Source organism: Mesorhizobium sp. Cs1321R2N1, assembly GCF_037179725.1.
Taxonomy (GTDB): domain Bacteria; phylum Pseudomonadota; class Alphaproteobacteria; order Rhizobiales; family Rhizobiaceae; genus Mesorhizobium; species Mesorhizobium salmacidum.
The window spans coordinates 14,592-29,365 of sequence record NZ_JAPYKP010000069.1 but is presented as its reverse complement, the minus strand read 5'-3'; the positions used below and the strand labels follow the sequence as shown (position 1 = coordinate 29,365).

Here is a 14,774-nt window from a genome sequence, read left to right as displayed (position 1 = left end):
TGGGCCTCGTCACCCTCGCGGATCAGCCGGCAGCCGGTGCGGACCCCGGCCGGGGCCATGGCGGCCATGGCGCGCGCCAGGGCGATTTCCTCGGACGGATCGGCTGATGGCGTCATCGGTCGCCGGCCGGGAGAACGAGATTGGCGATCATTTCGCCGTCCTCATCGAGCCCTTCCTCGACGAAACCGGCGCTGCGGTAGAGCCGCCGTGCCGCCTCGTTCTCCGGTTCGTAGCATATCGACACGTGGCTGATGTGGCCGAGCCCGCGGATTTCCTCCAGCACCGCCCGCAGCGCGGCCTTGCCATAACCCCGGCCCTGCCAGGTGCGGTCGATCATGAAGCGGTAGATCCGCGCCTCGTCGTCGTCCCGCGGCGCCTCGTACATCAAGAATCCGACAAGCTGGTCCCCGACTATGACGGCGCGCGGCCGCGCGTCCCGATCGGATCTGGCTTCGCGCAGGGAGTCCGCATTGCTGGCGACGAAATCCGTCTGCTCCGGCGCCAGCTGCAACGCGGTGACTAAAGCGCGATTGGCCCTGGTCACGGGGGCGATACGGATGTCCACAGTGCCAGGCGCGCCGTCCGTCAAGATGCTGATGCCCTGGAGCCCTCGTTGATCGGCTCGACGAACCGGTGCAGCTTGGCCGGGTTGCCACGCCAGATGGAGTTGGGCTCCAGCTCTTCGCCCTTCATGACGAAGGAATCGGCATCGACCATCGATCCCTTGCCCATCACAACACCGTAATGGACAAAGGCGGACGGCCCCAGCGTGCAGCCATCGCCGATGCGGATGAAATCGGACTTGAACGCGCCTTCCTCCAGCGAATGGGCCTGGATGACGCAGCCCTCGTTGAGTGTGACATCGTCGCCAATCTCCACCAGCGAACGCTCGGTCAAGTTGGCGCCGCCGTCATAGACGCGCTTGCCCACCTTGACGCCCAGCATGCGCAGGATCATCGGCCGGAACGGCGTGCCGCCGAACAGACGCACGATAGGCGAATCCGCGAGCTTCCAGTGGCGCTCATGGCGCCAGAAGGTAACGTCGTAGATCGTCGTTATTTGCGGCTTCAGTTTGCGGAAACCAAGGCTTGCCCGCTCGACGAAGATGTAGAACGGAATGGTGATCGCCGAGGTCAAAAGCACCGCCGCGAAGAGGGCGATTTCCGCCCATTCGGTATAATAGTTCAGCGCCCGGTCCCAGATCGCCAGCGTGGCGAACAGCATGACCCATTGCGTGGCCATGAACAGGAGGATCGTCACCAGATTGTGACGGTTCTTGAGCGGGATGCGCTGGCGCCGGTCCGCCTCGTCGATGCCGGCGATGAGTTCCTTGTCGCGGTTCACCATGCGCGGGATTTCAAAGGGCGGCGAGCCCAGAAGGCCGACATTCTCGCGCAACGGCCCGTCGATCGGGACCATCACCTTGGTGCCGAGCAGGACGTTGTCGCCCGTGCGTCCATCCGGCGGATAGTAGATATTGTTGCCGAGATAGTTGCGCTCGCCGATCCGCGTCGGCTCGAGCCGGAACGCGGAAGCGGACTTGTGCATGTTGATCATGAAAAGCCCGTCCGACACCATGGTCTCGGTGCCGATCTCGCACAGCAGCGGGTTTTCATGCTGCTGGTTGGAGCCGAAATTAGAGCCGGTCTGCACCACCTTGTTGAGATTCCAGCCGATGGCGCTCATGTAATGGACGATGGCCGAGCTGTCGCCGAACAGCAGCCCGAGCACGCGCGAGTTGCTCGAGAACTCGGCGACCGTCTGCAGCCAGTAGCGGAAGCCGTAAAGCGTGTAGGTGCGGCCGGGTTTCAGGATCAGACTGAACAGGCGCGGCACCACCGTGGCGGCGAGGAAGGCCGAGGCGATGTAGCCGAAAAGCGTGACCGTGGTGCCGATCGCCACGATGCCGATCGTCTCCTGATAGTCGTCGCCGACATTCTCCCAATAGCTGTGGAACAAAAGCGGCAGCGGGGTGACGATGGCAAACAGCCCTATCAGCTGCACGGCTTCGTAGAGGAAGCGCCGGATGCGGGGAGGGTTGACGTTGCGCACCTTGCAATAATCCGCCGTGGTCGGCACCGCCGGCGATCCGTGCCAGTGTTCGCCGTCCGGGATGCTTTGCCCGCGCTGCAGCGAGGACGAATGGCCGAGCTGCCCGCCGTCGCCGATCGCGGTGTCGATGTCGAGCGTGCAGCCGACGCCGACGAAAGCGTCACGGCCGATGGTCAGCGGCCCGGTGTGAATATAGCCGGCCTGGGCACGATAGCCGAGGATCAGCGATTCCTTGCGCAGGATCGTACGGTCGCCGATCGAAATCAGGTCCGTGCACACGGGCACGGCACGGGATTCGATGACCACGTTCTTGCCGATCCTGGTTCCCAGAAGCTGCAGGTACAGGCTGTAGAGCGGGCTTCCGCGGAACAGCACGACAGGTGCCGTGCGGATCAAGGTCTTGACCACCCAGAAGCGATAGTAACGCAGGCCCCAGATCGGGAACACTTCCGCCTTCCAGCGGCCGACCAGCACCCATTTGGCGGCAACGGCGAAGCCCGACATGCCGAAGAACACGCCGGCCGAGAGCACCACGCACCTGACATATAACTGCAGCGGGTCGTCGAGCGTGTCATAGACCCAGTTGAGGCCGTCATTGACCGCCCACAAGGCCACGTAGCTGTAGAGTGCGTAAAACAGCAGCTGCGCCGCGCCGCAGGTCCAGTAGACGAAATTGGACGCCTGGCGGGTGAGAACGGGCTCGTTGGTGGCCGTCGTCATCTCTTCCGCTACGCTGAGGTGCTTGGCCAGGCGCGCCACGGTTGGATAGAGATAGATGTCGCGCATCGACGTCGTCGCCCATTCCTTGCGGGTGCGCACGCGGGCGCAGAAATGCGCCATGAGCAGCGAGTTGGCGCCGAGATCGTCGAAGAAATTGTCCTCGACGGACACGTCGTCGAATCTCAGCACGGCGCATAGCGCGTCGGCCAGGAAACGCTCGTCGTCGTTGCCGGGCGGCACCATGGCGCGGTCGGCCGAAAGCCGGACGGTCGTCGGTTTGGGAAGCTGGCGAAGATCGACCTTGTTGGAGACCGTCATCGGGATCGCCGGCAGTTCCTCGAGATAGGAGGGCACCATGTAGTCCGGCAGCCGCCGCTTCATCGTCTGGGCGATGTCGGCGCGCGAGAGCGCCGGCTGGCCGGCCTTGGGCGCGTAATAGGCAACGAGCTCGACGCGGCCGGGCTCGATCTCCCAGGTGGTGACGGCGGCCTGCGCGATTTCAGGCTGGTCCAGCAGCACGGCCTCGATCTCGCCGAGTTCAATGCGATAGCCGCGGATCTTCACCTGGGTGTCGATGCGCCCGGCATACTCGATCTCGCCGGCGTCGTTGATCCGGCCAAGGTCGCCGGTGCGGTAGATGCGCTTGGACGGGTTGTTCGGCAGGGCGAGGAAATCGGCGATGAACTTCTGTTCGGTCAGGTCTAGCCTGTTGAGATAGCCGACCGCCAGCCCGATGCCGGCAATGCCGATCTCGCCCAGTTCACCAGGCTCGGCAAGTTGCGGCAGCGAAGGGTCGAGAATGACGATCGAATAGGTGGGCAGCGGCGCGCCGATCGTCACCGGCCGGTCCGGCGTCAGCGCACCCATTGTTGCCGTGACGGTCGCCTCGGTCGGGCCATAGGTGTTGAGGATCTGCCGGCCGGGCTTCGACCAGCGCACCACCAGATTGTGGGGGCAGGCCTCGCCCCCCACCAGCAAGGTGCGCAGGCTGGGCACGTCCGATGTCATGGACGACAGAAGCGTCGGGCTGCAGGCCATGCAAGTGATGTCGTGATGGCGCAGGAAATCGGCGAGCTCTTCGCCCACCAGAGGCATCTGGCCCGGTGCGGGCACGACGGTCGCCCCGGCGACGAACGGCACCCAGATCTCCTCGGAGGAAAAGTCGAAGGCGATGGTCATGCCCTGGTAGACGCGATCGCCCGGCCGGTAGCCGTAGGATGCGGCGGCGACGCGGATAAAGTTGACAAAACTCTGGTGACGGATGGCCACGCCCTTGGGCCGACCGGTGGTGCCCGACGTATAGAGGATGTAGCAGATGTCTTCGATCGCAGTGGCGGCCGGCACCTTGTGCGGCTTCAGCGGCGCGTCGGACTGGGCTGATATTTCGGCGGCGGCGCTGTCGATCAACAGATGCGGAACCGGCAGCTGGTCGGCCCGCGATGCATAGGTGGCGATGGTGACGATCAGGCTGACGCTGGCGTCTTCGATGATGAGCGCCATGCGCTCTTCGGGAAAGGCGGTGGCCAGCGGCACGAAGGCGGCCCCCGCCTTGACCACGGCGAGCAGGGCCACATAGGTTTCCGCGGACCGGTCGAGGATGAGGCCGACGCGGTGACCCGGCCGCACGCCGCGCTTGACCAGCAGGCGGGCGAACTGGTTGGCGCGCTTGTCCAACTCCTGATAGGTCCAGCTGCGGCCCTCGGAGATCACCGCCGGCAGCGTGGCGAATGTTTCGGCGAGTTGCTCGAAGACCTTGTCGAGCCGCTCGCCCGGCTGACCTGCCCGGGCAAAATCGGCCCCCACCAGGACCTGGCCGAGCGCTCCGGAGGCAAGTCCCGCAAGCGCATCGGCGCTGTCGGGGCTGGTCGCGGGCTCTCCGCCCGATCTTGCCGCTTCCCTGTCCAGTTCGGCGATGTCGATACCGTGGTCCATGTCCAAACTTTCTCGTCCTGGCGAAGCTTTCACAGGCACATCTCGATCATGCCGCCGCTCAAGCAGGCATTGTCGGCTGCGCCGCCACTGCAATTTGATCGTTGTTGATGGAGCCGGAATGACCGAAGCTTCCAAAATGGAAGATTCCGGTATCCCGGCCGGCGATCGCTGACCGCCGGGTCCTCTTTGGCCGGGCGGTTATCACAGTATCGACCGCTCCGTCTTCACATGTTCGGGAGCATCGGCCCGGGGCGGAGGCGTGCGCATCGCCTGGGCGCTGCCGGCGGCGAGCGACATGCCGGGCAGGGCACCCATCCCTCCGTTCGAACCTCGTTGCATCGCCCGTACCCAAACCCCGAATGCCTGTGCGGCGGCCGGATTTCCGGCCGTTGAGGGATGCTTATGCCATCCGATCTTTTCGCCAGTTTTTCCGAACTGTTGAAACTTGTTTCTGGATTGTGTCTGGGTGCGCCCTTCCGCATGGCCGCTGCCGCCGGTTTCGGCCCTTCCAGAAAATCTCACCGCCCCCGGGAATAAAGCACGGCCCTTCCGGGTCTTCTCTGCAAGCGGGGCAATCTTGCGGCCGCGACCCCTGGAAAACGAAACAAGGATTTACCGAAATGACCAAGCTCGCCCTCAGCGTGGCTGCGATGTTGCTCGCCTCGAGTTCTGCCTTTGCCGGCAGCGACCATTTCGGCACGAGCGCCATCACGTCGGCCGCCGTGACGGTCGATAACACCTACACCGCCTCTACCGCCAAGCCGGACATGGTCCGCCACGGCGTGCAGACGGCAATGCACTCTGATGCGGAGGAACCCGGTCAGGGCATCTGGGGCCGCTGAGTTCATGGGGCCGGCACCGGATCCCGACGGTGCCCGCGCCAATCCGCGGTCAGCGACGGAGGGCCAGCGACCCTCCTTCATTCCTTCAAAAGTAGCCACAACTCAACAGAGGAGATCACCATGTTCAGCATGTCACGCCGCACAGTGCTTCAATCCGCCGCCGCCGCTGCCGCCTTTGGCCTTGCCGGCAAGCTGGAATTCACCCGGCCCGCTTTCGCGCAGACGCCGGTGGAGCCCACCGTCGGCTTCTACAAATACACGGTCGGCGACATCGAGGTGACCGCCATCTATGACGGCATCTGGAAGAAGCCGCATGACCCGGCCTTCATCAGGGATGTCTCGGTCGACGACACCAAGGCGGCACTCGCCAAGGCCGGGCTGACCACCGACTTCATGCCCATTCCGCTCACCGTCGCCGTGCTCAAGATGGGCGGCAGGATGATCATGATGGATGCCGGCTCCGGCGTCGGCCAGTGGCAGGCCAACGCCACGCATCTGCCGGCCAACATGGCCGCCGCCGGCATCGACTATAAGGCGATCGACACCATCATGATCTCGCATTTCCACCCCGACCATGTCTGGGGTCTGATGGAGAAGGGCACCAACACGCCGGTGTTCCCCAATGCCGAGCTGATCGTCAACGCCACTGAATATACCTGGTGGACCGATCCCAGCCGTCTGGCCAAGCTGCCCGAAGGCCGCAAGCCGGCGGGCAAGCGCATCGCCGAGAACTTCCCGAAATGGAAGAACTGGAAGCTGGTCGAGGACGGCGCCGAGGTCGTGCCCGGTATCCAGATCATCGCCGCACCGGGCCACACGCCGGGCCATTCGGTGTATCTGGCCAATTCCGGCAAGGAGCAGCTGATGATCTCGGCCGACACCATGTATGTGCCGGCGCTGCTGGCGCCGCACCCGGAATGGCAGGGCGCCTACGACCAGGACGGGCCGACGGCGATCGCCACGCGCCACAAGATCATCGACCGGGTGATCGCGGACAACATCCGCATTTCCGGCTCGCACTTCCCGTTCCCCGGCACTGGCGTCTTTGTGAAGGATGGCAGCGCCTATGGCTTCACTCCGGTTCAAGTTTGAGCGCAAGCTTTCAACCCAAGCGAGACAGACAATGAAACCATCCTTTTTGGGCAGAAACGCCCTGTTCGGCCTGCTCGGCGCCATTGCCGTGCTGACCGTCGTTCCCGTCGCCACAATCATGCCGGCCTTTGCGGTGGACGACATCGAGGGCGCCGACGCGCCCGACCTCACCGCCGTCAAGGCCAAACTCGACGCCAAGGACTATAAGGGCGCGCTGGCCGACCTGCGGGACCTCGCGCAGGACAACCAGCAGGCCGACGTCTATAATTTGCTCGGCTTCACGCTGCGCAAGACCGGCGACTTCGACACGGCGCTGACCTACTACAACAAGGCGCTGGAGCTGAAGCCCGACCACAAGGCCGCCCGCGAATATCTGGGCGAGCTCTATGTCGAGACCGGCGACATGGCCAAGGCCAATCAGCAACTGGCCTCACTGCAGAAACTCTGCCCCGCCGGCTGCGAGGAGCTTTCCGACCTGCAAAAGGCCATCGACACTAAGGTGACGAAGTAAGTTCCCCCTCACCCGGATTGCCAACCGAATTGCAAGGGCAATTCGGGGCAATCCGACCTCTCCCCGAGGGGAGAGGAGGAGGCCAGCGTCGGCGCCTGCTCTTCTCCCCGCCGGGGGTCCGAAGGACGGGCGAGGCCCGTGACTCGCCCCGGCATAGGTGGCCGCGCAACGGCCGGATGAGGGGGCCTTGGCGCCAACCTCAGCGCGAAATGAACCAAAGTTCGGGCGCTCGTGGCTGGCGCCCATTGCCGGAGCCGGCACCTCTCCCTCGATCCGGCTCCGGCCCTTTCAAACATCACATTCGGCAGGCGCCACCCCGCGCGGCGTCGCCTGTGCCAGAAATATCGGAGCCCGACCATGATCCTGAACGAACGCGCCGCGAAGCTGCTCGCCACCAGACTGTACCTGAGGGACGCGGCCCTGCTCGCCGGCCGCCTGCTGCTCTCCCTCATCTTCCTGCATGAGGGCGTCACCCTGGCCACCCATTTCGACGCCGCCGCCAAGGCGATGGAGGCCCTCGGCGTCGGCCTGCCGCTGTTCATCGCCACCGTGGCCCTGCAACTGGGGGCAGGACTGTCCGTCGCAACAGGCCTGCTGACGCGGCTGGGCGCCATCGGGCTCGGCCTGTTCTGCCTTGCCACCGCAACCCTGTTCCACACCAACTTCGCCAGCCAGAACGAACTGCTGCATTTTGAAAAGGATCTTGCTATCGCCGGCGGCATGTTCGTGCTGGCCGCGGCCGGCGCCGGCAGGTTCTCGCTGGACTGGCTCCTAGCCGGCTACCTGCAGCAGCGGCGGCGCGACAAGGACATGGTGGCGGCGCTGCTGGCGGTGGAGAACCAGTTTTCCCTGAGGCTGCCGGTTTGAGCGGGGCTGAGCCCGCGCGCCTCGTCCAAGCACGCTTGCGACACGCACTTTGCTGGAACCAGCCTTGATGCTCCGCATTCTATAAGCAGGGGCTGAAGGAGCGTGACGTGAAAGCGATTGTGGCACTGGTCAGCGGCTTCGTTTTGACGCTGGCGGTTTTCGGCAGCGGGCTGGGCTTTGCCGCGTGGCTGCTTGCCGCCAAGCCCGCGCATGAGGCAAGGCCGACCGTCAGCGTGACGGAGCTCTGGACCAGGAACGCGCGGCCGGTGAACAAGGCGGCGCAGAACCTCGAACGCTTGCCGGCCGACCAGCCCGCCCCGCCCGATATCGCCGCCAAGGAGCCGACACCCGATCCGGCCGCGACCGGCTCGATCGAGCCCGCGGCAAGCGACGCGGTCCTGCCGGCGTCCCATCTCCAGTGGTGCGCCAGCCGCTACCGCTCCTACCATCCCGACGACAACAGCTACTTGTCCTATAGCGGGCGGCTGCGCCCCTGCGTCTCGCCCTATCTCGACGCCGGCGCCGACCAAGGCGCAAAGCCTTCAGCCGAAGTCAGCTACGCCGAAACGGACGCCGCCGCTTCGACCGCCACGACGGGGCTTTCCGCCGATCACGTCGATTCCTGCTTCAGCCGCTACCGCTCCTACCGGCCCGAGGACAACAGCTACCAGCCCTATTCCGGCGGACCCAGGCGCCAGTGCGAATAGCCGCCGGATGAGGGACCAGCGCTGCATAATGGGCGCCTCGTGACCCCAACGATCACGCAGATTTTTTGGATCGTTCGGATCGGCGCGGCGTTCATGCCTCACATGAGTGGAGGAATCGAGATGAGCGACGACCGCGACGACAAGATCAGGAACCGCGCCTACGAGATCTGGCAGCGCGAAGGCGGCGCGCATGGCGACCATGACCGGCACTGGCGCCAGGCCGAGATGGAGATCGACCGGGAAGCCGCCTTGCCGCTGACGGCCGACGATGCGCTGCCGCAGACCGGCGAGATCGCCAGCTCCGACGTGCTGACGGTAGAGGAACTGGCCATCCGCGCCGGCATATCGGGCGACGAGGCGCAGGCGCTGCTCGACAGGCTGGGCACCGACCGCGCCGCGATCGAACAGGCCGCGCGCAACCTCAAGGCCAAGCGCAGGCGCTGAACGCGAGGCATTTCGAGACAATGCGTTGGCGCGGCTTGATGAGAAGATGATTCCTCGAGCCGGCCCCCAAATCCGCGAAGTCAGTTCTCTACGACGCCCCCCTCTGTCCGGCAGGACAGAGGGGGTAGAGCGCTGTCCTCCGTCATCTGCGCCCGCTACTTCCGTCATCCGCGGCAATGTCGGAACCCTTGGCCGCCTCGGAGGTTCACCCTGTCCCACCCCCCAGAGGAGATGCACAAATGGACCACGCAAACCACGTCAGGCTCCGCCCCGCCGAACTGACCCCAGACACGCTTGAAGGCGCGACCATCTACGGCCCCAACGACGAGAAGATCGGCTCCGTCGACCACATGCATGGCAGCGGCCAGGTCGTGATCGATGTCGGCGGCTTCCTCGGCATCGGCGCCAAACCGGTCGCCGTCGCCGCCAACGAACTCGATTTCATGCGCGACGAGGACGGCGACGTCCACGCCGTGACCAGTTGGACCAAGGACCAACTGAAAGCCATGCCCGAACACCGCGACTGACAAAGGGAGGGGCTCGGCGATGGCCGGGCCCTTCGCCAAGGGAGAGACCGATGATCAGGAAGCTGAAAGACGGAAAATACCGGCTTTATTCCCGGAAGAAGGACGAGAAGACGGGGAAGCGGCGGAATTTGGGGACGTTCGATAGCCGGGAGGCGGCGGAGAAGCATGAACGGGAGGTGCAGTATTTCAAGCGGGGGTGAGGGGATATAGCGAAAGCTTGCTTGACCAGCCCAACCAAGTTGGTCTCTTAGAACGAGACCGGATTCAACCTCGATGACCGTTGAAGAACTCGAATCGCTGTTGCTGGGCGCCGCTCCACGCGCGGATCAAATTCGTGTGAACCAAGATCGCCTATATAGTCGCCAATTCTATACGTGAGGAGCATCAGCAGATCGGATTGATTCAGTCGCTGCTTCCTGAGAGTTCCGGTGATGGTGCGCCCATTCTCATTTTAGGTCTCATAGGCAGCCTATTCGTCCTTGCCAACGGCTGGATGACCGTGACATTGATCCTCCGTCGAGGAGGGCAGTATGGCGAATGTTTTCTTTTCCTATTCGCATGCAGATGAAGCGCTGAGAGATCAGCTTGAAAAACAGCTTGCGATGCTTAGGCGACAGGGTGTGATTGAGACATGGCATGATCGACGCATCGGCGCAGGCCAGAACATCGACCACGCTATCAACGAGCATGTAAATACCGACGAAATAATTTTATTGCTTGTCAGCGCCGATTTTATCGCCTCGGATTACTGTTACGATATAGAGATGAAGCGGGCTATGGAGCGGCACAACGCTGGCAAGGCTGTTGTCATTCCCGTTATCCTGCGCGCGTGCGACTGGCATCACGCCCCATTTGGGAAGCTTAATGCTACGCCCCGTGATGGCAAGCCAATAACTCAATGGCCGGATATCGATGAAGCGTTCCTCCAAGTAGCCAAAGCTGTCAGGGAAGCTGTCGGTCGGTTGGTTGCTCCAACAGATGTTGCGTCACAAACAGAGACCACTGCCGAGATCGGGACGTCGGCGTTTCGTCAGCCCGCCGCGCCAAGGTCCAGTAATCTTCGACTTGCGAAGACCTTTACCATACGCGAAAAAGATCAGTTTCAGCTAGATACGTTTGAATATATGTCCCGCTATTTCGAGAATTCGCTAGCGGAGCTTTCGGTTCGGAATCCGGGCTTCGAAGGGGTGTTTCGCCGAATAGACGCAAATAGATTTTTTGCCACCATTTATCGAGATGGCAAAGACATAGCGCGGGGCACGGTATACGTGGGCAGTGGTAGCTTCGCACGAGGTATAAATTATGTCCATGGAGAGACCACCGAAAGCAACTCTATGAACGAATCTCTCCGTGTCGAGGCCGATGATCAGGCGCTTTTTCTTCTGAGTATGGGTATGGCGACTATCGGTCAGGAGCGCGACAAGAAGCTATCTCAGGAGGGTGCAGCGGAATTTTATTGGAGTATTCTGATCGAGCCACTCCAGCGTCGAATCAATAGCTAGGAAATCCTTGTGCTCTCTTCAAAAGAATTTTCGGTAGGAACGCTGTCGGATGCGAAGCCGTTTTCTTTGATGCTGCCACGGGGCGGCTATGAGGCTACTTTTTTGATCGGGCAGATCGAAGGTGGTCCGGCAGCAGTTTTCCTAGGAGGGAACTACAATTTTGTCTTTTTCGAAACATCTGCTGCAAGCAATTGGGCCGGCCTCCTGATTCCGAATATCCGCGTAGAGGTAGATGAGGCGAGCGTCTTCGATCCACGCTCGGTATATGGCAAGGTTGGGGCGGTCGTGCGTTCCGGAACGGAGATTGTAATCTACGCAAAAAGGGATGGTTCCTATGGCGGGCTTTCGAAAGTAACGCTGGAGACTGGGCTGCTAGAGATAAACCCCCAGCTATCGGCCGGCTTCACAAAGTGGCAACTAGTCAACGGCGAAGGGCTTGAGAAGCGTGTCTTGCTAGAAGTTGACGCCGACAAGGTGGAGACTGGAAATTGACAGAGATTGCCGGAGGCATCTGCGCTCCACGTCGCAAAGTGATCACCGTAAAATTAACCATTCGTTAACCATTCCCACCCTAGCGTTTACCTCTCAGTAAGGATTCGCTGGCCGTGACCTTTGCCGCCCCCGTTGAAACAAAATCCATTCGCTTTCGCGCCCGTTCTTTCGTGGCCTTTTCGCTCACGCCGGAGGCGCCGATTTCGGCGTGGCTGGAGGGGCTGGATCATTGGATCGGCAATTCGCCGGGGTATTTTGCCGGGCGCCCCGTGGTGCTCGATTTGAACGTGCTGAAGCCTGAGGTCGCCGACATCGCGCTGCTGGTTGCTTCGCTCGGTGCGCGCGGCATCCGGGTCTATGCGATCGAGCTCGAAGGGGCTTCGCTCGGGCTTGACCTGCCGCCGCTTTTGACCGGCGCCAAGGAGGCGACGTCCGACGGCCTGCTTTCCGGTCGCAAGGGCAAGACGGAGGCGTTGGAAGAAGCCGGCAGGCTGGAGACGGTGTTTTCGGATCGCGGCAAGGATGCCGGCAAGCCCGAAGAGGGCAAGCCGGTCGAAATCAAGGCCGAGGCCGGCAAGGGCAAGGCTGCCAAGGCGGCGGAAGCCGGCGTGGTGGAAGCGGTCCAGGCCGGCACGCTGATGGTCAAGTCGCCGATCCGCTCGGGCCAGTCGATCTTCCATCCGCACGGCGATGTCATCGTGCTCGGCTCGGTCGCGTCCGGCTCCGAGATCATCGCGGCGGGCTCGATCCATGTCTATGGCACGCTGCGCGGCCGCGCCATCGCCGGCTCGCAGGGCAATCGGTCGGCGCGCATCTTCTGCCGCAGGAACGAGGCGGAGCTGATCTCGGTCGACGGCTGGTACACGACTGCCGAGGAGATGGAAGGCGTCTCGCGCGGCAAGGCCGTGCAGGCCTTCCTCGAAGGCGACATGCTCGCCGTTGTGCCGCTGAACTAGGGCGGTGCGATGCTGACACCCGGTTTCACGGCTCCGGTCCGGACAAGCGCCGAGGCACCGCGCGCAAGCTTCGGACCGGTTTGGGATGGCATGATGGCAGGCTCTGACCGTGCGGCGCACGGCATAACAAACGACAACAGGCAACGGAGGCTTTTTCCATGGGCAAGGTAGTGGTCGTCACATCGGGCAAGGGGGGCGTCGGCAAGACCACCTCGACGGCCGCGCTGGGTGCCGCGGTCGCCAAGACCGGCAAGAAGGTGGCGCTGGTCGATTTCGACGTCGGCCTGCGCAATCTCGACCTGATCATGGGCGCCGAGCGGCGCGTGGTGTTCGACCTCGTCAACGTCATCCAGGGCCAAGCCAAGCTGTCGCAGGCGCTGATCCGCGACAAGCGCGTCGACACGCTGTTCCTGCTGCCGGCCTCGCAGACGCGCGACAAGGATGCGCTGACCGAGCAGGGCGTCGGCGAGGTGATTGACAAGCTGCGATCGGTCTTCGACTATGTCTTCTGCGACAGCCCGGCCGGCATCGAGCGCGGCGCGCAGCTCGCCATGCGCTTCGCCGACGAGGCGGTCATCGTCACCAATCCGGAAGTGTCGTCGGTGCGCGATTCCGACCGCATCATCGGCCTGCTCGACGCCCGCACCATGCGCGCCGAACAGGGCGAGCAGATCGCCAAGCACGTGCTGGTCACCCGCTATGACGCCGCGCGCGCCGCGCGCGGCGAAATGCTGTCGATCGACGACGTGCTGGAAATCCTCTCGGTGCCGCTGCTCGGCATCATCCCGGAAAGCCAGGATGTGCTGCGCGCCTCCAACCTCGGCTCGCCGGTGACGCTGTCGGAGCCGCTCAACAACGCCGCCAAGGCCTATCTCGAGGCGGCAAGGCGGCTGGAAGGCGAAGATTTGCCGGTGGTGGTGCCCTTCGAACGCAAGGGCTTTCTCGACCGTCTGCTCGGAAGGAGGGCCGCATGAGCATCCTCGACCTCTTCAAGCGGCGCACCAGCGCGCCGGTGGCGCGCGAGCGGCTGCAGGTGCTGCTCGCCTATGAGCGCCGCAGCCGTGGCCAGCCCGATCTCGTCTCCATCCTGCGCGAGGAGATCATGGCTGTGATCGCCAGGCATGTGCAGATCGACCAGGATTATCTCCAGGTCTCGATGGATCGCGGCGAGACCATGTCGACGCTGGAAATCGACATCCAGATCCCCAACAAGAGCGCCGTGCCGCTGGCCATGGCGGGGTAAAAACGCCGCGCCTTTTCCTCGCCCCGCTCCAGAGGGGCGAGGGACCCGGATTTTGCCGGGCCGGCACCGTGGGTATTCGTCCAGATCAGTTCAGCGAAAATCTCGACCTGAAGCCCGCGGCGTTGTTGCGATTGGGATAGTCCTGATCCGGTATCGCAACGCCGAGATGGGCGCACAGCGGTTCCCAGCCATCGCCAAGAGCGTGGACCAGCAGCCGCTCCGGTGGCACCCCGGCGTACACCGCACGGACATTGGCCTCGTAGCAGGCAATGGCATGCGCTCGATCGCCAGGCCGGCCGCCGAACACCTGCCTGGCGATCAGGGCAAGGCCCAGCGATTCCTGATCCACGCTTTGCTCAAGTCCCGCCGCGATCGTTTTTTCAAAACTCTCCCACCAGCTTTCGGCCGAACGGTAGGTCAGGATCACCCTGGCATTCGGATAGAATTCGATCAGTTCGCGCCAGTAGTAAGCCGAGGGCCAGTCCAGACAGGAGACATAGCCCGAGAGCAACTGGTTCCAGTCCGGCGTGGCACCTTGGGCCAGCGCGCGCCACATCCGTTTCTGCTCCTCGTTGCCGTTCACTTCATGCATGTGATGACAGGGGCCGAAGCCGAGAATGGCCAGCGCCTCGCGCATCGAATCCGTGCCCGTTCGGCCGAAGCCGGTTCCGATCACCTTGATCGACATCTCCACGCCCTCCCGTTCGACCTGCAAGCCGTTTGCCGGCAGCATATCAGGCTGCACACCACGTTCACACCGTCGCGAACGCCACGGTCTGCGCCGGAGGCTCGGCACCGGCTGCTCGCGGCATCCAAATCGCCAATGTCGGAAATTTACATTTTCCAAGGGGGGCTTCCCCTGCGGAATAAGCGGATGTAAGGATGCA

Annotated in this window: 16 protein-coding genes; 13 read left to right on the top strand and 3 right to left on the bottom strand. The window is 63.1% G+C overall.

Going from position 1 to position 14,774, the window contains the following annotated elements:
* Positions 1-112: 112 nt before the first annotated feature.
* Together O7A61_RS18305 and O7A61_RS18300 are read right to left on the bottom strand one after the other, a co-directional pair.
* Positions 113-589, bottom strand: coding sequence for a GNAT family N-acetyltransferase (locus O7A61_RS18305; RefSeq protein WP_337130990.1), 477 nt, complete (start codon positions 587-589; stop codon positions 113-115).
* Positions 586-4,704, bottom strand: a complete 4,119-nt coding sequence (locus O7A61_RS18300; RefSeq protein WP_337130988.1) for a Pls/PosA family non-ribosomal peptide synthetase — start codon at positions 4,702-4,704, stop codon at positions 586-588. Before O7A61_RS18300 ends, O7A61_RS18305 begins: the two co-directional genes overlap by 4 nt.
* A gap of 620 nt (positions 4,705-5,324) precedes the next feature.
* Between O7A61_RS18300 and O7A61_RS18295 the strand changes: the two genes are divergently transcribed.
* From O7A61_RS18295 to minE, 13 genes are all read left to right on the top strand, one after another.
* Positions 5,325-5,546 carry a DUF680 domain-containing protein gene (locus O7A61_RS18295; protein ID WP_337130986.1) on the top strand — a complete coding sequence of 74 codons (222 nt, stop codon included), beginning with the start codon at positions 5,325-5,327 and terminating at the stop codon, positions 5,544-5,546.
* Positions 5,547-5,666: 120 nt separating this feature from the next.
* The gene (locus O7A61_RS18290) at positions 5,667-6,638 is read left to right on the top strand and encodes an MBL fold metallo-hydrolase (protein WP_337130984.1); all 972 of its coding nucleotides are present in this window, start codon (positions 5,667-5,669) and stop codon (positions 6,636-6,638) included.
* Positions 6,639-6,669: 31 nt separating this feature from the next.
* Positions 6,670-7,149, top strand: a complete 480-nt coding sequence (locus O7A61_RS18285; RefSeq protein WP_337130982.1) for a tetratricopeptide repeat protein — start codon at positions 6,670-6,672, stop codon at positions 7,147-7,149.
* A gap of 357 nt (positions 7,150-7,506) precedes the next feature.
* Positions 7,507-8,016 (top strand): DoxX family protein, encoded by a 510-nt coding sequence (locus O7A61_RS18280; protein WP_337130981.1) that lies wholly within the window; start codon positions 7,507-7,509, stop codon positions 8,014-8,016.
* A 107-nt stretch (positions 8,017-8,123) separates the two neighbouring features.
* A complete protein-coding gene (locus O7A61_RS18275; protein WP_337130980.1) occupies positions 8,124-8,723 on the top strand; it encodes a BA14K family protein in 600 nt (199 codons plus the stop codon).
* Positions 8,724-8,843: 120 nt separating this feature from the next.
* Positions 8,844-9,167 carry a DUF2934 domain-containing protein gene (locus O7A61_RS18270; RefSeq protein ID WP_140508670.1) on the top strand — a complete coding sequence of 108 codons (324 nt, stop codon included), beginning with the start codon at positions 8,844-8,846 and terminating at the stop codon, positions 9,165-9,167.
* Between the two features lie 239 nt (positions 9,168-9,406).
* Entirely contained in the window at positions 9,407-9,694 is a 288-nt protein-coding gene (locus O7A61_RS18265; protein ID WP_027144288.1) for a hypothetical protein, read from the top strand.
* A gap of 50 nt (positions 9,695-9,744) precedes the next feature.
* Entirely contained in the window at positions 9,745-9,894 is a 150-nt protein-coding gene (locus tag O7A61_RS18260; RefSeq protein WP_337130979.1) for a hypothetical protein, read from the top strand.
* A gap of 330 nt (positions 9,895-10,224) precedes the next feature.
* On the top strand, positions 10,225-11,196 hold the full coding sequence (locus O7A61_RS18255) for a toll/interleukin-1 receptor domain-containing protein (protein WP_337130978.1): 972 nt from the start codon (positions 10,225-10,227) through the stop codon (positions 11,194-11,196).
* 9 nt (positions 11,197-11,205) lie between these two features.
* Positions 11,206-11,688, top strand: coding sequence for a hypothetical protein (locus O7A61_RS18250; RefSeq protein WP_337130977.1), 483 nt, complete (start codon positions 11,206-11,208; stop codon positions 11,686-11,688).
* A gap of 113 nt (positions 11,689-11,801) precedes the next feature.
* Positions 11,802-12,644, top strand: a complete 843-nt coding sequence (gene minC / locus O7A61_RS18245) for a septum site-determining protein MinC (RefSeq protein WP_337130976.1) — start codon at positions 11,802-11,804, stop codon at positions 12,642-12,644.
* Positions 12,645-12,802: 158 nt separating this feature from the next.
* A complete protein-coding gene (gene minD, locus O7A61_RS18240; protein ID WP_027144292.1) occupies positions 12,803-13,618 on the top strand; it encodes a septum site-determining protein MinD in 816 nt (271 codons plus the stop codon).
* The gene (gene minE / locus O7A61_RS18235) at positions 13,615-13,887 is read left to right on the top strand and encodes a cell division topological specificity factor MinE (RefSeq protein WP_027144293.1); all 273 of its coding nucleotides are present in this window, start codon (positions 13,615-13,617) and stop codon (positions 13,885-13,887) included. Before minD ends, minE begins: the two co-directional genes overlap by 4 nt.
* 85 nt (positions 13,888-13,972) lie before the next feature.
* Here the strand turns inward: minE and O7A61_RS18230 are convergent, their stop codons facing one another.
* Positions 13,973-14,620 (bottom strand): sulfotransferase family protein, encoded by a 648-nt coding sequence (locus tag O7A61_RS18230; RefSeq protein WP_337130975.1) that lies wholly within the window; start codon positions 14,618-14,620, stop codon positions 13,973-13,975.
* Between the last annotated feature and the right edge of the window lie 154 nt (positions 14,621-14,774).

Excerpts from the sequence above, each read along its gene's own strand:
- minD (WP_027144292.1), top strand. The coding sequence starts at position 12,803 with ATGGGCAAGGTAGTGGTCGTCACATCGGGCAAGGGGGGCGTCGGCAAG.
- O7A61_RS18290 (WP_337130984.1), top strand. The coding sequence starts at position 5,667 with ATGTTCAGCATGTCACGCCGCACAGTGCTTCAATCCGCCGCCGCCGCT.
- O7A61_RS18295 (WP_337130986.1), top strand. The coding sequence starts at position 5,325 with ATGACCAAGCTCGCCCTCAGCGTGGCTGCGATGTTGCTCGCCTCGAGT.
- O7A61_RS18270 (WP_140508670.1), top strand. The coding sequence starts at position 8,844 with ATGAGCGACGACCGCGACGACAAGATCAGGAACCGCGCCTACGAGATC.
- minE (WP_027144293.1), top strand. The coding sequence starts at position 13,615 with ATGAGCATCCTCGACCTCTTCAAGCGGCGCACCAGCGCGCCGGTGGCG.
- O7A61_RS18255 (WP_337130978.1), top strand. The coding sequence starts at position 10,225 with ATGGCGAATGTTTTCTTTTCCTATTCGCATGCAGATGAAGCGCTGAGA.
- O7A61_RS18280 (WP_337130981.1), top strand. The coding sequence starts at position 7,507 with ATGATCCTGAACGAACGCGCCGCGAAGCTGCTCGCCACCAGACTGTAC.
- O7A61_RS18230 (WP_337130975.1), bottom strand. The coding sequence starts at position 14,620 with ATGCTGCCGGCAAACGGCTTGCAGGTCGAACGGGAGGGCGTGGAGATG.
- O7A61_RS18285 (WP_337130982.1), top strand. The coding sequence starts at position 6,670 with ATGAAACCATCCTTTTTGGGCAGAAACGCCCTGTTCGGCCTGCTCGGC.
- O7A61_RS18265 (WP_027144288.1), top strand. The coding sequence starts at position 9,407 with ATGGACCACGCAAACCACGTCAGGCTCCGCCCCGCCGAACTGACCCCA.
- O7A61_RS18300 (WP_337130988.1), bottom strand. The coding sequence starts at position 4,704 with ATGGACCACGGTATCGACATCGCCGAACTGGACAGGGAAGCGGCAAGA.
- O7A61_RS18260 (WP_337130979.1), top strand. The coding sequence starts at position 9,745 with ATGATCAGGAAGCTGAAAGACGGAAAATACCGGCTTTATTCCCGGAAG.